Origin of the sequence: Micromonospora sp. NPDC000089 (genome assembly GCF_042899365.1) — a bacterium.
Taxonomy (GTDB): Bacteria; Actinomycetota; Actinomycetes; order Mycobacteriales; family Micromonosporaceae; genus Micromonospora.
In genome coordinates this window covers 264,087-281,941 of sequence record NZ_JBIAZT010000006.1, presented here as the reverse complement: position 1 = coordinate 281,941, position 17,855 = coordinate 264,087, and the positions used below count along the sequence as shown (strand labels likewise).

The following is a 17,855-nucleotide window of genomic DNA, read 5'->3' as shown; positions in this document are numbered from 1 at the left end:
GCCCCCGCCGAGCGGGCACCATCGACCGGATGACGAACCGATGGGGCATGACCGTTCCGCTCGGCGGGGTGCCGCTCGCCGAGCACGCCGCGGTCTACGCGGCCCTCGACCGAGCCGGTTTCACCGACGTGTGGTCGTCGGAGGTCAACGGCGCGGACGCGTTCACCCCGCTGGCCCTGGCCGCCGCCTGGCAGCCGGGGCTGCGGCTGGGCACCGCGATCACCCCGGTCTTCACCCGCGGGCCGGGGCTGCTGGCGATGAGCGCCGCCGCGCTCGCCGAGGCCGCCCCCGGGAGGTTCGCGCTCGGTATCGGCGCCTCCTCGCCGGTGCTGGTGCGGGACTGGAACGCGGTGCCGTTCGAGGAGCCGTTCCGGCGTACCCGGGACGTGCTGCGCTTCCTCAAGGCGGCGCTGGCCGGGGAGACCGTGGACGGGGCGTTCGACACCTTCGGCGTCCGCCGGTTCACGCTGGAGCGGCCGCCCGCGGTGCCGCCGCCGGTGCTGCTCGCGGCGCTGCGCCCGGGCATGCTGCGGCTCGCCGCCGCGGAGGCCGACGGGGTGATCCTGAACTGGCTCGCCGCCGACGACGTGCCCAAGGCGCTCGCCGAGCTGGGTGGCCGGGGCTCAGACTTCGAGGTGGTCGCCCGGATCTTCGTCTGCCCGACCGAGGACGCCGGCTACGCCCGTAAGCTCGGTCGGCGGTTGATCACCAGCTACCTGACGGTGCCCGCGTACGCCGAGTTCCACCGCTGGTTGGGGCGGGAGAGCGCGCTGGGCCCGATGTGGGCGGCCTGGGCGGCCGGCGACCGCCGGGGCGCCGGCGCGGCCGTGCCCGACGAGGTGGTCGACGCGCTGGTGCTGCACGGTTCGCCGGAGCACTGCGTGGCGCGGGTGCGCCGGTACGCCGAGGCGGGGGTGGACGTGCCGGTGTTGGCGCTGCTGCCCACCCCGGAACTGACCGCCGGCGGCGCCGCGGCGCTCGGCGAGCTGATCGGCCGGCTCGGGGCGGGGGAGCGGGCATGAACCTGACCGATCGGATCGCGGTGGTCACCGGGGGAGCGGGCGGCATCGGCGCCGCGCTGGCCCGGCGCTTCGTCGCCGAGGGCGCCGCCGCCGTGGTGCTGGCCGACCGGGACACCGCCGGGGTCACCGCGGTGGCCGATGCGATCGGCCCGGTCGCCCGGGCGGTGACCGTGGACGTCACCGACGAGGAGCAGGTCCGTGAGCTGGCCGCCGACACCGAGCGACGGTACGGCCGGATCGACCTGTTCTGCGCCAACGCGGGCGTGGCCACCGGCGCCGGGGTGGAGGCCGACGACGCCGAGTGGGACCGGGCCTGGCGGGTCAACGTGCTGTCCCACGTGTACGCCGCCCGGGCGGTGCTGCCGGCGATGCTGGAGCGGGGCGAGGGCTACCTGCTGAACACCTGCTCGGCGGCGGGCGTGCTGACCGCGGTGGGGGACGCCCCGTACACCGCGACGAAGCACGCGGCGGTCGGCTTCGCCGAGTGGCTGGCGATCACCTACCGGGACCGGGGCGTGCGGGTCAGTGCGCTCTGCCCGCAGGGCGTGGACACGCCGATGCTCTCCGGCGGGCTCACCGAGGGGCGCCTTGCCGCGCGGGTGATCGCGGCCTCCGGCGCGGTGCTCACCCCCGACCAGGTCGCCGAGGCGACGGTGGCCGGGCTGGCCGAGGAGCGCTTCCTGATCCTGCCGCACCCGGAGGTGGCCGGGTACGCGGTGCGCCGCGCCGAGGACCCGGACGGGTGGCAGGCCGGGCTGCGCAAGCTGGTCCGCAAGCTGCGCGCGGCCGGCGCGACGGACTGAACCCACCGCGCCCGGCCCGACCGGGGCGCCGCGCCGGCCGCCCGCCACCGGTCGTCATAGCGCGCCGGGGCCGGTCCAGGAGTGGGTGCGGTGGTCGTAGGTGGCGGTGTTGTCGAGCGCGGCGCGGTCGGTGTCGGGGCCGCCGGAGAGCACCTTGCCGGGCCGCTCGGGGTCGGGCGCGGCCAGCGCGAGCAGCCGGGTGTAGTCGTGCCGCGGGTCGAGGATCACCTCGTCGGCCGGCCCGCGCTCGACGATCCGTCCCCGGTACATCACCAGGATGTCGTCGGAGAAGTGCCGGGCCGTGGCCAGGTCGTGGGTGATGTAGAGGACGGCGAGGTTGTCCTCCCGCTGCAGCCGGGCCAGCAGGTTCAGCACGTCCAGCCGGATCGACACGTCCAGCATGGACACCGGCTCGTCGGCGATGAGCACCTGGGCGCCGGGCGCCAGCGCCCGGGCGATCGCCACCCGCTGGCGCTGGCCGCCGGAGAGCTCGTGCGGCCGGCGGGCGGCGATCTCCTCGGCCGGGTTCAGGTTCACCCGGGCGAGCATCTCCAGCACCCGCTCCCGGGTCTGCCGGCGCCCCCGGGTGCGCTGGTGCAGCAGCAGCGGCCGGGCGATGTGGTGCTCGACGGTGTGGAACGGGTTCAACGACGCGAACGGGTCCTGGAACACCATCTGCACCTGCCGGTGGTACAGCGAGCCGACGACGGGCGTCTGGTCGTCGAGGCGTACGTCGATCCGGCCGGCGCTGGGGCGCTCCAGCCGGGTCAGCATCCGGGCCACCGTCGACTTGCCCGACCCGGATTCGCCGACCAGCGCCACCGTGCGACCGGGCAGCAGGTCGAAGGAGACGTCGTCCACCGCGGTGAGCGTCGTGCGCCGCCAGCCCCGCCGGAGCGCGAACCGCTTGGTCAGGTTGCTGACCTCCACCCGGCTCATCGGGTCGCCTCCTCGTCGCGCACGCCGGTACGGACGAACCCGCCGCGCGCCCCGGTGAGGCTGGGGAATGACGCCAGCAACTTGCGGGTGTACGCGTGCCGGGGTGACCGGTAGAGCTCCCGGGCCGCGCCGAGCTCCACGATCTCGCCGGCCAGCATGACGGCGATCCGGTCGCTGATCTCCAGCAGCAGCGGCAGGTCGTGGGTGATGAAGACGACCGAGAAGGTCAGCTCGTCGCGGAGCCGGACGATCTCGCGCAGGATGTCCCGCTGGACCACCACGTCCAGCGCGGTGGTCGGCTCGTCCATGATGATCATCTGGGGTTCCAGGATCAGCGCCATCGCGATCATCACCCGCTGGCGCATCCCGCCGGAGAACTCGTGCGGGTACGACCGCAGCCGGTCGGGGTCGACGCCCACCCGGGCCAGCGCGTCGCCGGCGCGCCGGTGCCGCTCGGCCCGGCTCAGCCCGGGCCGGTGGGTGGTCAGCACGTCGTCGAGCTGGGCCCGGATGGAGATCACCGGGTTGAGGGAGTTCATCGCGCCCTGGAACACCATCGACAGCTTCGACCAACGGAACGCCCGCAGCTGCCGGTCCGGCAGGTTGAGCAGGTCGATGGTGCTGCCGTCGGCGTCGTGAAAGAGCACCGAGCCGCCGGTGATCCGGGCCGGCGGCCGGTGCAGCCGGTTGATCGCGTACGCGAGGGTGGTCTTGCCGCAGCCCGACTCGCCGGCCAGGCCGAGGATCTCCCCGGCGGCCACGGTGAGGCTCACGTCGCGTACCGCTCGCACCGGTGGGCTGGTCGCGTACTCGACCGACAGGTTCCGGACGGTGAGCCGGGGTGGTGCGGTCGTCGTCATCGGGCGCTCCTGTCCGCGCGGAGGGACCGGGCGTACGCGCGGGCGTTGCGCAGCCGCGGGTTGATGACCTCGTCGATGCTGAAGTTGATCAGCGCCAGTCCGCAGCCGAACAGGGCGATGATCAGGCCGGGCGGGATGAACCACCACCAGGCGCGCAACTGCACCGCGAAGCCGTTCTGGGCGTAGAACAGCATGGTGCCCAGCGTCGCGGAGTTGGACGCGCCGAGGCCGAGGAATGACAGTCCGGCCTCGCCGAGGATGGCGGCGATCACCGCGAAGACGAACTGGGCGGCCAGCACCGGCAGCAGGTTGGGCAGGATCTCCACCCCGATCACCCGCCAGAAGCGCTCACCGGTGACCCGGGCCGCGGCCACGTAGTCGCGGTTGCGGATGGACAGCGTCTGCGCCCGCAGCACCCGGGAGGCCGCCGCCCAGCTGGTCAGCGCGAGCACCAGGGCGATGGTGGACAGGCCGCGCTGCTCGGGCGGGACGAACCCGGAGATCACGATCACCAGCGGCAGGCCGGGGATGACCAGCATGACGTTGGAGAACAGCGAGAACGCCTCGTCGGCGAACCCGCCCAGGTACGCCCCGAGCACGCCGAAGAAGGCCGACAGCACGGTGGCCAGCACCCCGACGAGCAGGCCGATCTGCAGCGAGCCGCGGGTGGCGTAGGCGAGCTGGGCGAAGACGTCCTGGCCGGTCTGGGTGGTGCCGAGCAGGTGCGCGCCGCTCGGTGGGGTGAGCCCGTCGTTGCTGATCACGTTCGGGTCCTGGACGAGCAGTGGGCCGAGCACCCCGAAGAGGGTGACCAGGCCGACCAGGACGAAGCCGGTGATCAGCAGCGGGGTGGGGGTGGGGAGCATCAGCCGCCAGCCGGCCCGGCCCGGTGTGCCGGGCGCCGGCGCGGCGACCGCGGGTTCGGAGAGTTCCACGTTGGTCATCGCCGCACCCCCGTCAGCCGCCGGCCCGCGTGCGCGGGTCGATCACGCCGTAGAGCAGGTCGACCAGCAGGTTCGCGCCGAGCACCGCGAGGGTGATGAACAGGAAGATGCCCTGCATCAGCGCGTAGTCGTTGTTCTGCACCGCCTGCAGCAGCTTGAACCCGATGCCGGGGTAGGAGAACACCTGCTCGGTGACGATCGACCCGGCGACCACGAAGCCGAGTGAGATGGCGAAGCTGGCCACCGATGGCAGCACCGCGTTGCGGGCGGCGTACGCGGTGAGGATCCGCCGGCCGCGCAGGCCCTTGGCGCGGGCGGTGAGGATGTAGTCCTCGGAGTGGGTGGAGACCATCATGTTCCGCATGCCCAGCAGCCAGCCGCCGATCGACGAGATCACGATGGTCAGCGCGGGCAGGGTGCCGTACTGGACGGCCGAGGCGAGGAAGGGGCCGTTCCAGCCCGGGTCCAGCGTCACGTCGTAGCCGCCCTGTACGGGCAGCCAGCCCAGCACCGACGAGAAGATCAGCACCAGCAGCAGCGCCAGCCAGAAGTAGGGCACGGCGGCGAACAGGGTGGTCACCGGGACCAGACCGTCCAGCCAGGAGCCGGGCCGCCACCCGACGATCGCCCCCAAGCCGACGCCGAGCACGAACGAGAACAGGGTGGCGAGTCCGATCAGAACGACGGTCCAGGGCAGCGACACGGCGATGACGTCACTGACCTTCGCCGGGTACTGGCTGATCGACGTGCCCAGGTCGCCGTGCGCGAGGTTGCCGAGGTAGTCGAGGTACTGCCGCCAGATCGGCTCGCCCGTGGGGGCGCCGAGCAGCAGCTCGTACGACCGTCGGGTGGCCGCGTCCGCCTGGCCGCCGCGTCGTTCCAGCTTGGCGAGCAGGATGTCCACCGGGTTGCCCGGCATCAGCCGGGGGATGAGGAAGTTGAGGGTGACCGCTGCCCAGAGGGCGACGAGATAGAAGCCGACCTTACGGATGAAGTACGTCATGGTCGCCCACCGCCTGGCGCCGGCCGTCGGCCCGTCGTTGTGGCCGCCATGGTCAGCTGCCCGCAGGTGTCAGGCTGAGCAGGACCTGCGAGCTGTCCGGGGTGGCCCAGGACGCGGCGAAGGCGTACGGCTGGTCGGCCGTCGGCCAGCCGGAGAACTTCTTGGTGTTGTACTCGATGATCGTGCCGCCGGTCAGCACCGGGATGTACGGCATGTTCTCCTCGACGGCCTGCTGGATGACGTCGAACTGCGGCTGCCGGGCGGCGGCGTCGGTCGGTGCGAGCCGGCGCAGCCGGCCGAGCGCGGCGTCCACCTTCGGGTCGCTGAACCGGGCGTAGTTCTGCGAGGCGCCCTTGCCGACCGGCTTGGTGTTCGCGGTGAGGAAGTGGTTGGTGTAGAGGTAGTACGGGTCGGGTGCCGGGCCGGAGCCGAGGCTGTCGATGAGCAGCTGGAACTTCCCGTTGGCGCGGTTCTCGGTCCACTCGTTCCAGGACGTCTGCACCACCGTGGTCTTGATCCCGGCCGCCTTGAGCTGCGCGCCGAGGGTGTCGACGGCGGTGATGTAGTCGGTCCAGCCGCTCACCACGTTGATGCTCAGGGTCAGCGGCTTGCCGCCCTTGGCGTAGCTGCCGTCGGCGCCCTTGACCCAGCCGGCGCCCTCCAGCAGCGCGGTCGCCTTCTCCGGCTGGGCGGTGGTCGGGGCGAGCGGCTCGGTCAGCTTGGCGGAGAGGACGGCCTTGTCCCGCTCCGGCAGGGCGAAGCCGGGGGAGATGTCCGAGCTGGTGTCCTGGAAGGCCAGCTTGTTGATCTGCTTGCGGTCCATCGCGTAGTAGATCGCCTTGCGGACCGCCACCTCGGTCTGCGGGCCGGCGCAGCCGAGCGCCGCGTTCGAGCAGGTCATCAGCACCGTCTGGCTGAGCGGGACGGTGATCAGCTGGTACCCGGGATGGGACTTCTCGAAGTTCTGCACGTCGGGTACGGGGCCGGTGAACCAGTCGATGGTGCCGTTGGCCAGCCCGTTCGCGCCGGCCTGGTTGCCGGAGAGCGCGACGGTGCGGATCGCCTTGACCTTGGGCTCGCCGCCGTAGTACTTCGGGTTGGCCTTGAGCGTGTAGGCCTGCGGCTTGAACGAGTCGAGCAGGTACGGCCCGGTGCCGACCGGCTTCTCCATCACCGAGGTGGTGGGGTCGACGCCCTTCCAGAGGTGCTCCGGCACGATGAACGTCTTGCCCAGGATGTTCGGGGTGTCCACGAAGGTGGGCTCCGGGAACGTCATGGTCAGGTGGGTGTCGTCGACGACGGCGACCGTGCCGTCGAAGCCGTACGCGTTCAGCGACTGGTTCTTCTTCAGCATGTCGAAGGTGAAGGCGACGTCCTTCGCGCTGAACGGCTGCCCGTCGGACCAGGTCGCACCGTCGCGGGTGGTGAGCGACAGCACCGTGCCGGTGTCGTTCCACTTGTACTCGGTGCCGAGCCGGGGGACGACCTCCTTGGTCACCGGGGTGACGAAGAACAGCGGCTCGTAGATGGTGCCGACGCCGCCGATCGACGACGGCGCGTACGGATTGAAGTTGATCTGGTAGTCGGTGGACGCCCCGGTGAAGGCGACCAGTGTGGCGTCCTTACCGTCGGTGCTCTTGCCGCCCGACGAACAACCGGTTGCCAGCAGAGCCACGGCGGCGACCGCCGCGACGGCCGACCTCGTCCTGTGCACACCTGAGTGGAGCATCGGTGGTTCCTCCTCGCCCGAAGCGCCTCGTGGACGGCGTCGAACGCCTTCGGGTGCGGCGTCGGACGCCTCGCCGGCGGCCTCGGACCCGATCGACCGTGGAGGTCGGTCCCGGTGCCCCGCACCGTCCCGAACGCCCGCCAAAAACATTCTTATTGAGTTTCACAAATAAAGTCAATCGATTACCATGAGGTTTCCTCGAAGGGAGCCGCATGGCCAACGCCGCAGGTCAGTCCGGTCGTCCGCAGACCCGGGGGGTGGTGCTCGATCTGATCCGCTCGGCCGGCACGATCAGCCGGGTGGAGCTGGCGGCCGGCTCCGGGCTCGCCGGCCCGACCATCACCCAGGTGGTCCGCGAGCTGATCGACGACGGCCTGGTGATCGAGGCGGGCCGGGGCGAGTCGACCGGCGGCAAGCCGCGTACGCTGCTGCGCCTCGACCCCGCGTCCCGCTACGCCGTGGGCGTCCAACTCGACCGGTGCACCTCGGCACTCGTGGTGGTCGACCTGGCCGGCCGCCCGGTGGCCCGCACCTCGTTCGGCGGGTCCGGCATGTCCCCGCCGACGCGGCTGCTGCCGCTGCTCGCCCGACACGTGGAGTCCCTGTTGGACGGCGCCGGCATCGACCGCCGGGCGGTGCTCGGCGTCGGCCTGGTCAGCCACGGGCCGCAGGACCGGCTGGCGGGCGTGCTGCGCACCGCGCAGCCGACCCCGGAGTGGCAGGACTACCCGGTCGCCACCCGGCTCGGGGAGCTGCTCGGGCTGCCGGTGCTGCTCGACCACGACGCCACCGCGGCGGCCGTCGGCGAGTTCTGGGTCGGCGGGGTCGACCCGGCGAGCACCTACGGCTGCATCTACCTGGCCAGTGGCATCGGCGGCGGCGTGGTCGTGGAGGGCGAGGTCTACCGGGGCGGCTCGGCCAACGGCGTCGAGATCGGCCACCTCTCCCTCGACGTGCACGGCAAGCGCTGCGGCTGCGGCAACCCGGGCTGCCTGGAGGCCTTCGCCGGCCCGCAGACGGTGATCGACCGGGCCCGGGCCGACGCCGACCTCGCCACCCGGCTCGCGCTCACCGACGGCCCGGCCGACACCGTGGCCAACTTCGGGCGGATCGCCGAGGCCGCAGCCCACGGCGACCACGCGGCACGCACGCTGATCGAGGACTCGGCCCGCTACTTCGGGCACGCGGCGGTCGCCATGTGCGGCATGTTCGATCTTGACCTGATCGTCCTCGCCGGCCCCAGCTTCGCCGCGGCCGGCCCCCTCTACCGCGCCGGGATCCAGGCCCAGCTGGACCGCTCGATGTTCGGCCGCCAGATCCACCCGGTCCGAGCCGTGCTGTCGGCCAGCGGCTCCGACGCGGCGGCCGTCGGCGGCGCCGTGCTGGTGCTGCGCAGCGAGCTCACCCCGCCCGGTCCCCACCAGCGCGACGGCCGGGCGCTGCGCTACGCCTACCCCGCCCGCACCGCCGCACCGGCCACCCCCGGCGCCGCCGCGGGCTCGCTGGAGGCCGTGACCTGACCCACCGGTCCGGGCGCACCCGTGCCCGGACGTCCCTGTCCCGCAGACGAGAGAGAGCGTCATGCAGCATCTCGTGCCATCCGGTCCCTGGAACCTGCGACTCGCCGCCCCACCGACAGCCACCGAGGCGCCCGCCCCGCCGGACGCCGTCGCCACCGCCACCGTGCCGGCCCAGGTGCCCGGCTGCGTGCACACCGACCTGCTCGCCGCCGGGCTGATCCCCGACCCGTACGTCGAGGACAACGAGCGGGAACTGACCTGGATCGGCCACTGCGCCTGGGAGTACACCACCAGCCTCGACCCGGGCGAGCCGCTCGGCGCCGACGAACGGCTCGACCTCGTCTTCGACGGCCTCGACACGTTCGCCACCGTCAGCCTCGGCGGGGTCCGCCTCGGCGAGACCCGCAACATGCACCGCAGCTACCGCTTCGACGTGGCCGACGCGCTGCGCGACGGGCCGCGCGAGCTGTCCGTCCACTTCGCCGCCACCCGCGACGAGACGCTGCGGGCCAGCCAGGAGAACGGGCCGCGCACCCACTGCAACGCCCACCCGTACAACGCCGTCCGCCGGATGGCCTGCGGCTACGGCTGGGACTGGGGACCGGATCTGGTCACCGCCGGGATCTGGCGCGGGGTTCGGCTGGAGCGGTGGCGGACCGCCCGGCTGGCCACCGTACGCCCCGCCGCGACGGTCGAGGCCGGCAACGGCGTCGTCCGGCTGCACGTCGACCTCGAACGCGCCACCGCCGTCGCGCTGACCCTGACCGCCACGGTCGGCGGCGTACGGGCGCAGGCGTCGGTCGACGCCGGGGCGGACACCGCCGAGCTGGAGCTCGTGGTGCCCGACCCCGCCCTGTGGTGGCCGCGTGGCTACGGCGACGCGCCGCTGCACGAGCTGACGGTCGAGCTGACCGACGGCGACGCGGCCGTGCTCGACACCTGGTCGCGGCGGATCGGCTTCCGCACCGTGGAGCTCGACACCGCCCCCGACGAGGCGGGCATCCCGTTCCACCTGAAGGTCAACGGCAAGCTGGTGCTGGTACGCGGGGTGAACTGGATCCCCGACGACGCGTTCCCCTCCCGGGTGGACCGCTCCCGCTACGCCGACCGGCTCGCGCAGGCCGCCGACGCCGGGGTCAACCTGCTGCGGGTCTGGGGCGGCGGCACCTACGAGTCGGCGGACTTCTACGAGCTCTGCGACGAGCGGGGGCTGCTGGTCCAGCAGGACTTCCTCTTCGCCTGCGCCGCCTACGCCGAGGAGGAGCCGCTACGCGGCGAGGTGGTCGCCGAGGCCCGGGAGGCGGTCACCCGGCTCGCCCCGTACCCGTCCCTGGTGCTCTGGTGCGGCGGCAACGAAACCATCGTCGGCTTCGCCGAGTGGCACGGCTGGCGGCAACGCCTCGCCGGGCAGACCTGGGGCGAGGGGTACTACCTCGACGTGCTGCCCGGCATCGTCGCCGAGCTCGACCCGACCCGCCCGTACGCGCCGAACAGCCCCTACTCGTTCGGGCCGTTCGCCAGCCCGAACGAGCAGGCCCTCGGCACCGTGCACATCTGGGACGTGTGGAACAACCGCGACTACACCCACTACGCCGACTGGAAGCCCCGCTTCGTCGCCGAGTTCGGCTTCCAGGGGCCGCCGACCTGGTCCACCCTGACCGCCGCCGTGCACGACGAGCCGCTGACCCCCGACGGCCCGCAGATGCTGGTGCACCAGAAGGCCGAGGAGGGCAACGACAAGCTGGCCCGCGGGCTCGCCCCGCACCTGCCCGCGCCCACCGACATCCGCGACTGGCACTGGGCCACCCAGCTCAACCAGGCCCGGGCCATCCGGTTCGGCATCGAGCACTTCCGGTCCCTGGCGCCCTACTGCACCGGGACCATCCTCTGGCAGCTCAACGACTGCTGGCCGGTGGTGTCCTGGGCGGTGGTCGACGGCTACGGACGGCGCAAGCCCGCCTGGTACGCGCTGCGCGCCGCGTACGCCGATCGGGTCCTGACCTTCCAACCGCGCGACGGCGGCCTGGCCCTCGTCGCGGTCAACGACACCGACGAGGTGTGGCAGGGCAGCGTGCTGGTGGAGGCCAGGACCGCCGCCGGTGAGGTGCGGGCGCGCGAGAAGGTCGACCTGGACGCCGCCGCGCGCCACGCCACCGTGGTCGAGCTGCCCACCGCCCTGTCCGGCGGCGCGGACCTGCTGACGGCAACCGCCGACGGCCCGTCCCGGGCCTTCTGGTACGCGGCCGAGGACGTCGCCGCGGGCCTGCCGCCGGCCAGGACGAGCACCCGGGTGGAGCGCACCGACACCGGCTACCGGGTGCACGTGCGGGCCGAGTCGCTGGTGAAGGACCTGGCGTTGCTGGTCGACCTGCTCGACCCGGCCGCCGTCGCGGACACCATGCTGGAGACCCTGCTGCCCGGCGAGTCGACCGTCGTCGAGGTGCGCACCCCCGAGCTGGCCGACCCGGAGGCGTTGACCCGTCATCCGGTGCTGCGCACGGCGAACGACCTGTTCCGCTGAGCGTTGCGGGGCGGAGGCGGCACGGCGCCGCCTCCGCCCCGGCGGGACGGGCGGTCAGCGGTGCAGCGCGGCCGGCCGGCCCGAGGGGTGCGGCACAGGCACCGTCGCGACCGCCTGGCGCAGCACCTCCGCGGCGGTCACCCCGCGCAGCTGCGCGTCCGGGGTGAGCAGCAGCCGATGCCCGAAGACCGGCTCGACCAGCGCCCGCAGGTCCTCCGGCATGATCCAGCCCCGGCCGTCGATCAGCGCGTACGCGCACGCCGCCCGGGTCAGCGCGATCACGCCCCGGGGGCTGACACCGACGCGTACCTGGGGATGGGTGCGGGTGGCGGCGGCAAGCCGGACCGCGTACCCGTAGAGGGGTTCGGCGATGTGCACCCGCTGGGCCATCCGCACCATCTCGCCGACCGTCCCGACGTCGGTCACCGCTGACAGCGCGTCCGGGGTGCGGACGGTGGCGCCGCGCAGCACCTCCACCTCGGCGGCCTCGTCCGGATAGCCGACGGCCAGCCGCACCAGGAACCGGTCCAGCTGCGCCTCGGGCAACCGGTGCGTGCCGTCCGTCTCGATGGTGTTCTGCGTGGCCATCACCAGGAACGGCTGCGGCACCCGATGCCGCACCCCGTCGACCGTGACGCAGTACTCCGCCATCACCTCCAGCAGCGCCGACTGCGTCTTCGGCGCCGCCCGGTTGATCTCGTCGGCGATGACGATGTTGGCGAACACCGGCCCGGGGTGGAACACGAAGCCCCGGTGGGCCTGGTCGAAGACGGTCGTCCCGGTGACGTCCGCGGGAAGCAGGTCCGGAGTGCACGAGATCCGCCGCCAGTCGCCCTCGACCACCGCCGCCACGGCCCGGGCCAGGGTGGTCTTACCCACTCCCGGCACGTCCTCCAGCAGCACGTGCCCCTGGGCGAAGAGCGCGGTCAGCACCAGCCGGACGACCTGGGGCTTGCCCAGCAGCACCGAGTCGACGCTCGCCGCGAGCCGGGCGGCGAGCGCGGCGAAGCCCCGCACCTCCGGCTGGGTGAGCGGTTCCCGGGGCCTGTTCACGGTGCTGCTCCTCGGCTGCGGGCGGCGCGGCGGGGCGAGGTTCTGCCGCCCACCCTTTCCCGAGCCGTGGCACATCATATGGGCCGGTGGCCGGCGGGGAAACCCGCAGCGTTCCCCCGTGGACACCCGCCGTGTCCGGGTGCTTGGTCAGCCGCCCGAACGGGTCGTGGCCCGGGCGGTGCAGACCTGCCCGGACCGGGCGGCGGTGTCGATCGAGTAGACCGCCAGCACGGTGAAGCAGTAGTCCAACCGGGCGTCGAGCCCGTTCATCGTGTAGCTGGTCTGTCCAGGCTCGACGGTCGCCATCACCTCGAGGGCCTTCCCGGCCCGACCGCCGGCGACCATGAACGGCACCCTGCCCCCGGACGGATCCGTCCAGCTGAGCGTGATGACCGTTTCGTCGTCGCGCAGCCGCAATTCGGTGGGCGGGGGGCTGGCCGGCGTCGTCGAGACGGCCTTCGCGGCGGCGGTCGGCGCCCCCGACGTCGACCCGTCCCGGCCGAGCGTCGCCGCGCCGGCCGCGCCGGCCACGGCCACCAGCACGACGCCGGTCACCGCGACCGCGACCGTCCGGCCACGCCTGCCGGGCCCATCCTCCCCGGGGTACGTCGGGGCGTCCTCCCGCGCCGGCGGTGTCTCCCGTGCCGGCGGTGTCTCCCGCGCCGGCGGTGTCTCCCGCGCCCGCGGTGCCTCCCGTGGGGACAGGGCTTCCCGCGACGACGGGGCGGGGACGCCGCGCGTCACCGGGGCGACGGTGCCGGCGGCGGCCCGGTGCTCCGCGCCCGGCGCGGCGACGATCGCCTGCTCCGCCGTGGGAACGTCGAGTGCCGTCCGGCCCTCCTCCCACGCCGGGGTGGCCGGTCGCGACCGGTCGACCGGGGGCGTGCCGATCGGCAGCGGTGGAGAGTCCCGGTCGTCGACCGAGCTGTGCCGCGCCGGCGGCACGGAAACCGGACCCTGCGTACCGTCCGGGTCGGTACGCGGCCGCGGCGGGAAGGCCCGGCTCTCGGCCGGGCGGGTGGACACCGGCGGTACGGAAACGGGGGAGTCAGCGTCGTCCGGGCCGGGCCGCGGCGCCGCCTCCTCCTTGGCAAGCGGCGCGGCGATCTGCCGGACCTGGACGGTAGGCCGGTCCCAGCCGAGTGCCCATGGATCGGGCGCCTCCCGCCGGGCCGGCGCGGCTGGAGCAGGTGCGGCCGGCGCCGGTGCGGTCGGCCCCGAGGCGGACGACAGGGCCCCCGGTGACACGTCGACGGCCGGGTCTGGCCGGTCCTGCGCGTCCGTCGTGGGCCCGGGCCGCGCGGGCACGTCGACGGACGGGTCGGGCCTGGCCGGCGCCTCCGTCGTCGGACCGGGTCGCGCGGGCATGTCGACGGACGGGTCGGGCCGGTCTTGCCCGTCCGGGGCGGTGCGCGGGTGTGGTGGCGCGGTGGGGCCGGACAGGGGCGCGGCCGGCCACGCCGCGGGACGTCCCGTTGGCCACTGCGCGGTGGTCGGGTGCTGCTGCGTGGGCGACTCCACCGGGCCGAGCGCGGGCGGGGCCGACCGGGGCATCGGGACGTGCGGGCCAGGGCGCTCCCGCCGGGGCGGCACATGGACCGTTGGTTCCGGCGCGGTCCGCTCGGATCGCACGGCGTCCGGCGGTGCCGAGGCGACTGGCCGGTGCGGCGCGGAGGCGGGTGGCGCGGAGGCGGGTGGCGCGGAGGCGGGTGGCGCGGAGACGGGTGGCGCGGAGGCCGGTGGCGCGGAGGTGGGGAACGCGGACGTGGGTGGTCGGCGCAGGTCGGAACCTGGCGGCTCGGGTTCCGGCGGGGACGACTGCTGATCACGAGGGGCTCGCCGTGGCCAGGGCGACGGAGTAGGCACGGTCGGCGCAGCCCATCCCGGAACCTGCGCCGTCGGCGGCACCGATCCCGGTCGCGGCGCTGAGGTCGGCGGGGCCGAGATCGGCGCGGCTGAGGCGGGTGGGGCTGAGGTTGGTGGCGCTGAGGTCGGTGCCGCCGGGAGTGGCACGGGGGGCGACCCGGGGGTGTGCCAGGGCGGGGCGGAGGACCGGGCCGCCGCAGGCGCGGAGGCCGGCGTCTCCCGCTCGGGCTCGACAGCCCGGGCAGACGGAACGGCCGGTGGGGCCGTAGCGGCGGGTATACCGAGGTACGCCCGAGCGGCGCGTACCGCTGGATGGTCCTCGCCGAGCACGGCGGGCCCGGCGGTGGCCACCCGGCGGTAGTTGCGTCGGGCCTCGTGCCGGTTGCCCAACTCGTCGGCCACGTCGGCGAGATCCGACGCGAGGGCGAGCATCAGGGGCTCCGCGGCGCTCCACCGGCGCTCACCCGCCGCGTACGCCTCCTCCAGCACCCGGCGGGCAGCCGCCGGGTCGTCGGCCTCCCGGTGCAGCCGAGCCAGCAGGTGGGCCGTGCCGATCAGCTCGGGATGATCCTCGCCGTACGTGGAGCGGGCCGAGTTGATCGTGTCGGAGAGCAGCCGCCGGGCGGCCGACAGGTCACCGGCGGAGCGGAGCGCGGCCGCCCGCTGCCGGACGGCCAAGAGGGGAGAGGGCTGCGACACATCAGCCATGCTGCCCGCCGGCCGGGCCCGCACGCTACCCGCCGACCGGGTCCGGCTCCGCCGACTTCCGCAACAAGGCCGCTGAGCTGCGGTGTTGTGCCGCAGATGGAAGCCGCTAACGGCAATTAGCAAGATCCATCCGGGCCGTGTACAGTAATGCCCCGTGCGGCCCGCCAGGGCGGCTGACCGGTGAGCGACTCGCCGGCGCCGGCAGGGTAGGCTGAACGAGCAGGTCCGGGTGGCGGAATGGCAGACGCGCTAGCTTGAGGTGCTAGTGCCCGTATAGGGCGTGGGGGTTCAAGTCCCCCCTCGGACACCACTACGTGTGGAGATCCACGCGAGATCAACTCCCCTCGCGTGGAGACGCGAAACGCTACGTTTCATCTGTGCATCCAGGCGTCGGGAGTGGCTTCCGCCTGCGCTGACACCGTTGCGTCCGTACTGGTGGTGGCCTCGGTGAGTCTTTGCCGCTCGCGTCCCCGCCAGTCCGATGAGCAGCTCGTCGAGGCGCTCGTACCCACCCCGCTGCCGGTCGCATCGCCGGAGCCGGCGCCGCTGCCGACATTGCCCGCGCCTGCGGCCCGTAGTGACGATGGTGTGCTGTTCGACGTGGGCCGGCCCGACGCCGCCGGCCGGGTCACCGCTCGTGGGCTGCTGCGGGCCTTGGGCTGGACGCCAGGCCTGACGCTGCACGTCAACGTCGTGACCGGCGCAATCCTGATCACCCCGGCCGTCGACGGCGCGCACGCCGTGGGCACCCGCGAGGAACTGCCCCTACCGGCGGCCGCCCGACACTTGTGCGGCATCGCCACCGGCGAGCCTGTCCTCCTGGCCGCCCTGCCCCGCCAGAGCCGCATCCTCGTGCACCCCTCACACACCATCACCGCGGTCCTGGCCGACCTGCACATCCGCATCCTCGGAGAGCCCTCATGACCACGGATCCCGATCGTGTCGCCACCGCCCGAGCCCTCCTTGCGCACCTTGGCCTCACCGCCGCCGACCTCACCGGCAGTAGCGCGCCTGCCGTGCCGACGGTCGCCGAGTACCTTCCTGCTGTTGTCGCCGCGGCGAGCCAGGGCGCCCGACGCACCTACGGCAGCTCCTGGAGACGTATGGTCGCCGCCCTCGGCGACGTGCGTATCGACGCGGTGCGCGCCAGTCACCTCGAAGCCCTCATGCGACAGGCCGCCGCCGGCGCCCGCCCTCGGCGCAACTCCCGCAACGGCCGGCACGCCGGCGAGCATCTCGTCGCCGCAGCCCGTGCCTTCTACAACCGCGCCGTCGCCGACGGCCACCTCACCGCCGTGGACAGCCCCGCCCACCGGATCCGCAAACCCCGCCGGCTGCCCAACACCCGCCGTGCTCTTACCCCCGACGAGGTGTCCGACATCAACACCGCCGCCCGCAGCGGCGGCAACGACATCGTGCTCGACGCGCTGCTGCTGCGCCTGCACACTGAAACGGCCTGCCGACGCGCCGGCGCCCTCGCGCTGCGTTTGATCGACCTGGACACCGACCACGCGCTGATCCGTCTGTCCGAGAAGGGCGGCACGCAACGCTGGCAGCCCATCACCCCCATGCTCGCCGGCCGGCTGAACGACCACGCCCGAGCCCGCGGCGCCGTCGCACCGACCGATGCGCTGCTGCGCTACCGCAACGGCCGACCCGCCACATACCGTCGCTACGACCTGCTCTGGGCCCGTATTGGCCGGCAGCTACCGTGGGTCGCCGTGCACGGCATCTCCACCCACTGGCTGCGCCACACCACCCTCACCTGGGTCGAGCGGCACTTCGGCTACGCCGTGGCCCGCGCTTACGCCGGACACACCGACTGCCGTGGACCGGCCACCACCACTTACATCAAGGCGGACCTGCCCGCGGTCGCCACCGCACTCGTGGCCCTCACCGGTCAGCCACACCCGCTGGCCGTAGCCGAGAGCGAGCAGCGGTTCCCCGCCCATGACGCGGAGGCTGGGGCGGCCGCATACCGCAGTGGAACCCACCGCTAGCCGGGTCGTGAAGCGCCGCCCCCGACGTCGGTACTGGCGTGCAACGGTGCCATGGGAGGCAGCAGGTGGCCGATCCCCGCAGCGACGACCCACTGGGCAGCTGGCTGGTCCAAAAGCCACGGCGAGCGCAGTAGGAGTTTCCGTAACCCGCTGCGGTCTTGCACCTGCACAGGTTCCTGCCGCAGCCCGCGACGCCACTGGCCGTCAGGACCCCAGTGCCGATGAGACGGCTCGTCTAGGACCGTAACGAAGGCGTGGACAAGGTCGGGCCAACTCGGCGTGCCCCACCAATGGCGGCACGCCAGCCCCCCGTGGGTTGCGGCGCGCCAAGCCGCGTACCGCCCACCGCGCTTCTCCGCTGTGGTCGCCCAGGCACCCAACGTGCCCGCAACTTGCTCGTTATAGTCCGCCAGATCGTCACCGGCGAACTCGATGAGCCGGAAGCCACCCGGCAGTAGACGCTGAGGATTGACCAACCAGCGCCAGAACCGCACGGCCAGCCAGTCCCAATCGTCCACGCTGACGTCGTCGAGCTGGCCGGCGTCGGCGTCTGCCGGTAGACCCACCTCATAACGCCAGCGCCGAATGATCTGTCGAATCCGCCAACTCGTATGCGCGTTGATACGGAGCATGTCACCGTCGTTGAGCGGGCCATCCCCGGCATGCCAGTCCTCAACAGGGCCATTGCGCCACGCGTTGTTGACTACACCGACCGCCGCGAGATCGAGAACCGCTGCCGCACGATCGGGCTCGATCCCCACCTGATGGGCGAGCATGCCGCGCAGGAGCTCGTCCTCGCGCTGCGGTGTCATCGCGTCGTCGTCGCTACGGCCAGCGGCCTTCTCCATGAACGCCGAGAATGCCAGGCCGTAGGCGGCGGGGCCATC

At 73.2% G+C, this 17,855-nt stretch carries 14 protein-coding genes, 1 tRNA gene and 1 pseudogene; 7 read left to right on the top strand and 9 right to left on the bottom strand.

What is annotated here, in order from left to right:
- Nucleotides 1-47: 47 nt before the first annotated feature.
- On the top strand, nucleotides 48-1,022 hold the full coding sequence (locus tag ACFY3U_RS14245; protein ID WP_387200641.1) for an LLM class F420-dependent oxidoreductase: 975 nt from the start codon (nucleotides 48-50) through the stop codon (nucleotides 1,020-1,022).
- Nucleotides 1,019-1,825, top strand: a complete 807-nt coding sequence (locus ACFY3U_RS14240; protein WP_387200361.1) for an SDR family oxidoreductase — start codon at nucleotides 1,019-1,021, stop codon at nucleotides 1,823-1,825. The genes ACFY3U_RS14245 and ACFY3U_RS14240 overlap by 4 nt, the downstream gene beginning before the upstream one ends.
- A 54-nt stretch (nucleotides 1,826-1,879) precedes the next feature.
- On the opposite strand, the gene ACFY3U_RS14235 is transcribed toward ACFY3U_RS14240, so the two are convergent.
- The 5 genes from ACFY3U_RS14235 to ACFY3U_RS14215 are packed head-to-tail and all read right to left on the bottom strand — an operon-like array spanning nucleotide 1,880 to nucleotide 7,246.
- Nucleotides 1,880-2,764 (bottom strand): ABC transporter ATP-binding protein, encoded by an 885-nt coding sequence (locus tag ACFY3U_RS14235; RefSeq protein WP_387200358.1) that lies wholly within the window; start codon nucleotides 2,762-2,764, stop codon nucleotides 1,880-1,882.
- Entirely contained in the window at nucleotides 2,761-3,624 is an 864-nt protein-coding gene (locus ACFY3U_RS14230; RefSeq protein WP_387200355.1) for an ABC transporter ATP-binding protein, read from the bottom strand. The genes ACFY3U_RS14235 and ACFY3U_RS14230 overlap by 4 nt, the downstream gene beginning before the upstream one ends.
- The gene (locus ACFY3U_RS14225) at nucleotides 3,621-4,568 is read right to left on the bottom strand and encodes an ABC transporter permease (RefSeq protein WP_387200352.1); all 948 of its coding nucleotides are present in this window, start codon (nucleotides 4,566-4,568) and stop codon (nucleotides 3,621-3,623) included. Before ACFY3U_RS14225 ends, ACFY3U_RS14230 begins: the two co-directional genes overlap by 4 nt.
- A 13-nt stretch (nucleotides 4,569-4,581) precedes the next feature.
- Nucleotides 4,582-5,571, bottom strand: a complete 990-nt coding sequence (locus ACFY3U_RS14220) for an ABC transporter permease (RefSeq protein WP_387200349.1) — start codon at nucleotides 5,569-5,571, stop codon at nucleotides 4,582-4,584.
- A gap of 52 nt (nucleotides 5,572-5,623) precedes the next feature.
- A complete protein-coding gene (locus ACFY3U_RS14215; protein WP_387200346.1) occupies nucleotides 5,624-7,246 on the bottom strand; it encodes an ABC transporter substrate-binding protein in 1,623 nt (540 codons plus the stop codon).
- Nucleotides 7,247-7,512: 266 nt separating this feature from the next.
- Between ACFY3U_RS14215 and ACFY3U_RS14210 the strand changes: the two genes are divergently transcribed.
- The gene (locus ACFY3U_RS14210; protein WP_387200344.1) at nucleotides 7,513-8,820 is read left to right on the top strand and encodes an ROK family transcriptional regulator; all 1,308 of its coding nucleotides are present in this window, start codon (nucleotides 7,513-7,515) and stop codon (nucleotides 8,818-8,820) included.
- 61 nt (nucleotides 8,821-8,881) lie between these two features.
- Nucleotides 8,882-11,341, top strand: a complete 2,460-nt coding sequence (locus ACFY3U_RS14205; protein ID WP_387200341.1) for a glycoside hydrolase family 2 protein — start codon at nucleotides 8,882-8,884, stop codon at nucleotides 11,339-11,341.
- Nucleotides 11,342-11,395: 54 nt separating this feature from the next.
- Here ACFY3U_RS14205 and ACFY3U_RS14200 read toward each other — a convergent pair whose 3' ends face one another.
- The 3 genes and pseudogenes from ACFY3U_RS14200 to ACFY3U_RS14190 form a co-directional block, all read right to left on the bottom strand.
- Nucleotides 11,396-12,394, bottom strand: a complete 999-nt coding sequence (locus tag ACFY3U_RS14200; RefSeq protein WP_387200339.1) for an AAA family ATPase — start codon at nucleotides 12,392-12,394, stop codon at nucleotides 11,396-11,398.
- A gap of 147 nt (nucleotides 12,395-12,541) precedes the next feature.
- A complete protein-coding gene (locus tag ACFY3U_RS14195; protein ID WP_387200665.1) occupies nucleotides 12,542-13,420 on the bottom strand; it encodes a hypothetical protein in 879 nt (292 codons plus the stop codon).
- Between the two features lie 1,161 nt (nucleotides 13,421-14,581).
- A pseudogene (locus ACFY3U_RS14190) lies at nucleotides 14,582-14,968 on the bottom strand (tetratricopeptide repeat protein); the annotation flags it as partial.
- Nucleotides 14,969-15,191: 223 nt separating this feature from the next.
- Between ACFY3U_RS14190 and ACFY3U_RS14185 the strand changes: the two are divergent.
- The 3 genes from ACFY3U_RS14185 to ACFY3U_RS14175 all read left to right on the top strand — a co-directional run bounded on the left by ACFY3U_RS14185 (nucleotide 15,192) and on the right by ACFY3U_RS14175 (nucleotide 16,968).
- Nucleotides 15,192-15,278 (top strand) — tRNA-Leu (locus ACFY3U_RS14185).
- A 38-nt stretch (nucleotides 15,279-15,316) separates the two neighbouring features.
- A complete protein-coding gene (locus ACFY3U_RS14180; protein WP_387200336.1) occupies nucleotides 15,317-15,892 on the top strand; it encodes a hypothetical protein in 576 nt (191 codons plus the stop codon).
- The gene (locus ACFY3U_RS14175) at nucleotides 15,889-16,968 is read left to right on the top strand and encodes a tyrosine-type recombinase/integrase (RefSeq protein ID WP_387200333.1); all 1,080 of its coding nucleotides are present in this window, start codon (nucleotides 15,889-15,891) and stop codon (nucleotides 16,966-16,968) included. The genes ACFY3U_RS14180 and ACFY3U_RS14175 overlap by 4 nt, the downstream gene beginning before the upstream one ends.
- On the opposite strand, the gene ACFY3U_RS14170 is transcribed toward ACFY3U_RS14175, so the two are convergent.
- Nucleotides 16,965-17,816, bottom strand: coding sequence for a hypothetical protein (locus tag ACFY3U_RS14170; protein WP_387200330.1), 852 nt, complete (start codon nucleotides 17,814-17,816; stop codon nucleotides 16,965-16,967). The genes ACFY3U_RS14175 and ACFY3U_RS14170 overlap by 4 nt on opposite strands.
- Between the last annotated feature and the right edge of the window lie 39 nt (nucleotides 17,817-17,855).

Excerpts from the sequence above, each read along its gene's own strand:
- ACFY3U_RS14245 (WP_387200641.1), top strand. The coding sequence starts at position 48 with ATGACCGTTCCGCTCGGCGGGGTGCCGCTCGCCGAGCACGCCGCGGTC.
- ACFY3U_RS14240 (WP_387200361.1), top strand. The coding sequence starts at position 1,019 with ATGAACCTGACCGATCGGATCGCGGTGGTCACCGGGGGAGCGGGCGGC.
- ACFY3U_RS14235 (WP_387200358.1), bottom strand. The coding sequence starts at position 2,764 with ATGAGCCGGGTGGAGGTCAGCAACCTGACCAAGCGGTTCGCGCTCCGG.
- ACFY3U_RS14230 (WP_387200355.1), bottom strand. The coding sequence starts at position 3,624 with ATGACGACGACCGCACCACCCCGGCTCACCGTCCGGAACCTGTCGGTC.
- ACFY3U_RS14225 (WP_387200352.1), bottom strand. The coding sequence starts at position 4,568 with ATGACCAACGTGGAACTCTCCGAACCCGCGGTCGCCGCGCCGGCGCCC.
- ACFY3U_RS14220 (WP_387200349.1), bottom strand. The coding sequence starts at position 5,571 with ATGACGTACTTCATCCGTAAGGTCGGCTTCTATCTCGTCGCCCTCTGG.
- ACFY3U_RS14210 (WP_387200344.1), top strand. The coding sequence starts at position 7,513 with ATGGCCAACGCCGCAGGTCAGTCCGGTCGTCCGCAGACCCGGGGGGTG.
- ACFY3U_RS14205 (WP_387200341.1), top strand. The coding sequence starts at position 8,882 with ATGCAGCATCTCGTGCCATCCGGTCCCTGGAACCTGCGACTCGCCGCC.
- ACFY3U_RS14175 (WP_387200333.1), top strand. The coding sequence starts at position 15,889 with ATGACCACGGATCCCGATCGTGTCGCCACCGCCCGAGCCCTCCTTGCG.
- ACFY3U_RS14170 (WP_387200330.1), bottom strand. The coding sequence starts at position 17,816 with ATGGAGAAGGCCGCTGGCCGTAGCGACGACGACGCGATGACACCGCAG.